Genomic DNA, 3,696 nt, shown 5'->3' with positions numbered 1-3,696 from the left:
GAGTTCAGCTACTGGGGGAACCCGTCCGACGACATCGGGCAGTTCGTCGCCCAGCCCTGGGACTGGTACGGCAACATCGAGCGGTTCGACGCGACGTTCGGAGACGGCGAGATCACGAGCCACGCCTTCCGCTGGCTCCCCGACCGCGTCGAGTGCCGAAGCTGGCGGGGCGGCCCGTACGACGAGTCGCCCGGCACCATGATCCATGAGTGGACCTACACCGGCCCGCACATCCCGAGACCCGAGATCCCGCGCGTCCACATCAACCTGTGGCGCTGCTGCGACGACCCGTCGTCCGACCAGGAGGTCGTCCTGACGAACTTCACGTACGTGCCGCCCGACGGCACCGGCATCGAGGACGTCTGGGGTGACGACATCGTCGGCGAGACGAGAATCAGCCTCCTGCCCGCGAGCCCCAATCCGTTCAACCCGACGACGACGATCCGCTACGCGCTCCGCGAGGCCGCGGAGACCGAGGTGGTCGTCTACACCATGGCGGGCCGCCGCGTGCGGACGCTCGTGAACGGCCACGTGCCCCCCGGAGAGCACCAGGTCACCTGGGACGGGACCGGTGACGACGGCGAGAGGGTCGCGTCGGGCGTCTACTTCTACAGCCTCCGGGCCGGCGAGGAGCTTGAGACGCGGAGGATGGTCCTCCTCAAGTAGTCCCTCCGTACAGACCCGGGTGTCGCGTCGCCAGGGGTACCCGGCAGCCGGCCGAGCGGCGTGAAGGATCTCCACGAACACCAGACTCGCTCACAGAGCTCCTCCACAAGCAAGACGCCGTCGCGGCACGCGACGGCGTTCCTTGTCGGGGGCCATGGCGGCCCCTCCTGGTCCGACTTTTCTAGCGATCGTTCCTAGCTCACCGGCACGGCCACGCGGATGCCGGCGATCCGCCCGGTCCGTCCGAGCAGTTCGGCGGTGAGACCGCGGTCGAGCGTGGTGCCTTCGAGCGTCGTCTCGCTCCCGTCGTCGAACGCGACCCTCATTCCGGACCCGGCGTGGGCCCGGTCGTAGACGACGGGCACCTGGCAGAAGGTAAAGGCGAGCGTTCTCCCCGGGAGATCGAGCGAGCGGGCCTTCCCCTCGAGATCGACGTACTCGAACACGTCGCCCCGGTCGAGGAACTCCTCGTCGCGGAGGAGCGCCGGCCGGAAGCTGACCTGTCCGTCCTTCACCCGGACACCCAACTCGCCCCAGCGCGTCAGGATCTCCTCCTTCACCTGACCGGTCATGCCGGGCTGCTTCGCGCCCCCGCCGGACGGTGTATGGGAGTATGGATCGGTCGGGAACGCGCCGTACTCGGCGGGCGACTTCTCGTAGCCGAGGCCCGCTCGAACACGGTCGTAGAGTTCCGCCAGCCGGTCAAGCCGGGCCCGCGGCGCTCCGGCGTCCTGCGCCCGGTGGAAGACCTCCTGGACCGCCAGGAGCAGCTTCGCCACCATGTGCCAGTAGACCGACCCCAGCCCCTCGTAGGCGTACATCGCGCCGGAGCGGCCCGTGTACGCGCTGTGGTTGAAGACGTCCTCGTAGAGTTCCAGGACGGCGCGGCGGTCTCTCCTGACATCCTCCGACCAGTCCCGGTCCTCGGACAACCGGTCCAGGATCTCCGCCAGCACGTCCTCGTTCCTGAGGTCCGCGCTGAACCGGTACGTGCCGTCGGCGTCCCGGACGACGACCGAATCGTCGTCAGCCTGGAGAAGACGGTCGAGAAGCGGCACGACGCGCACCCGCTCGGCCGGCACCACGTTCCGCTCCATGAACCCGGGAAGCTCTCGTTCTGGATAGAGCAGGAAGCTCCGCTCGGCGGAGCTGTAGAGTTCGCTTCGGAACATCTCCTCGAGGACCGCGGCGGCCTCTCCGGCGTCGACCAGTCCGGAGCTCAGCGCGGCGACCTGCCCCTCGAGCATCTCCTGAAGCGGCGTGAGCTCGACCGCGTCGTCCTGCATGGAAAGCAGGACATAGGCGTTGTACATCCCGTCGTCGCGGCGGTTCTCGCGAATGCCCGCGTCGATGACCTCGAGCGCCGCCCAGCAGAGCCTCCGAACCTCGTCGACCGTGACGTCCGTCCGTCCCGTAAGACCGTTTCCGTAGACCGACTCACGGTACCTCGAGAACGCCGTGCCGAGATCGTCCATGACGCGCCGCCGCGCCGCCGGGGCATCGTCCTCCAGGCGGGCGACCCTGCCGGCGGCCTCCCGCTCGATGATCTCGTTCACACTGCGAAGCCAGTGCGCGACCTCCTCGGTAACGCGCGCCGATCCCCCGACGCCCGTGAGGAGCTCGTCGAGGAAGGCGACGTACCGTCGGAGGTAGCACAGGGTGACGACCGACACTCCGTTCCCAACGAGCGCGTTGTTGGCGTCGTTCCACTCCGGCCGCTGCGTGTTCAACCAGATTCCGCCGCCGGGGACCATGTTCGAGAGCTTCGAGAGCATCGGCACGAGCAGCTTCTCGAGAAGCGTCACGTTAAGAACTCCGTCGTCCCCGTGAACGAGTCTCCCGTCCGTCCCCTCAGCCACGACGCGCTCCTCGATGGCGGCGTCGCGCTCGCTGTCGTAGTCGATGGTCCTGCACGGATCCCGGACGACGTCGTCGTACGGCCTGATCCTGTAGGGAACATCGGCGTAGCTGAAGATCTCCCGGTCGAGCAGCTCCTCCAGTCGTCCGGGGAGCGCGTCGGCCGCGGCCTCGAGCAGCTTGAGCAGGTAGATGATCTGATGGTCGCCCCAGTAGCCGATGTGGCTCCAGGGGTTGTCCTCCTCCGGCACCTCCCACTCGACGCCCTCTCTCGTGATGCGGTACGGGTTGAAGCCGTCGACCGTCGAGGCGTTCACGAACTTCGCGATGACGCTCGGCAGAAACGCCGGGAACGATACGCAGAGCGCCTCCCAGTTCTGGAAGATGTCGCGCCAGTTCCCCTCGTACCGGAGAGCGCGGCTCCCGTCGCGGTTCCGGACGTGAATCGAGAAGCGGTTCCACGGCCTGCTCGGGTCGCCGTGGCGCCGGCCGAAGTGGATCGGAAGGTACTCGTATGCAAGGCGCTCCAGGTCGGCGTCGCCCGTCTCGTGCGCACTCGACAGAAGCTCACCGACGTCCACCTTCTCCGGCAGCGTCTCGAGGAATGCTGCTGCGCGCTCACCGACCTCCCGGTTCCTCGTCGCGAGAAAGGCCGCGAGGTCGCCGACCGGCACGAGCGTGTTCTCGGCGAACACGCCGCCGCGCATGATGTTGAAGAGCACGTTCGCCAGGTGGTGCGCGGTCGCCTCGCGGTGCCCGGTCGCCTGCACGCCGTCGGCGCTGGCGACGCTCCTGAGGAGATTGGTCCCCGCCGCCCTCAGGCTCGCCTCGATGTCCTCGTGAAGGCCGTTCTTCTCGGCCAGTTCCCTGCGCAGGCGGGCGATCTGAAGCTGGTCCCGTCCGGCATCCAACACAAGATGCCAGCTCTGGGACCGCCCGGCCTCGAGCTTGACGCCCGCGCTGACGAGGTAGTTGCCCCGCGTCCCGTTCGTGCGGACGTCGGGCGCGGGGTTCTCACCGGCCCGGAACGTATCGACGGCCCCTGCGTCAAGATGGACCGACGGCGACACCAGTCCGTGACACCACGCCGTGTTCGCGCGGAGTACCTCGATGGCCTCGGGGCGATCGCTGATGCCCGCCGTGAGCGAGAACGTCGTCAGATTGGTCGCGGGG

At 68.0% G+C, this 3,696-nt stretch carries 1 protein-coding gene; it reads left to right on the top strand.

The genetic code is table 11. The annotated features are described in order from the left end of the window. Positions 1–666: T9SS type A sorting domain-containing protein (locus GF405_00120; protein MBD3366559.1), on the top strand; the 666-nt coding region annotated here is incomplete at its 5' end. Positions 667–3,696: the final 3,030 nt, after the last annotated feature.

It is taken from the genome of Candidatus Effluviviaceae Genus V sp., from assembly GCA_014728125.1.
Lineage (GTDB): Bacteria > Joyebacterota > Joyebacteria > Joyebacterales > Joyebacteraceae > WJMD01.
Note: the sequence above shows the minus strand (reverse complement) of the source record. Positions and strands in the feature narration are given on the sequence as shown.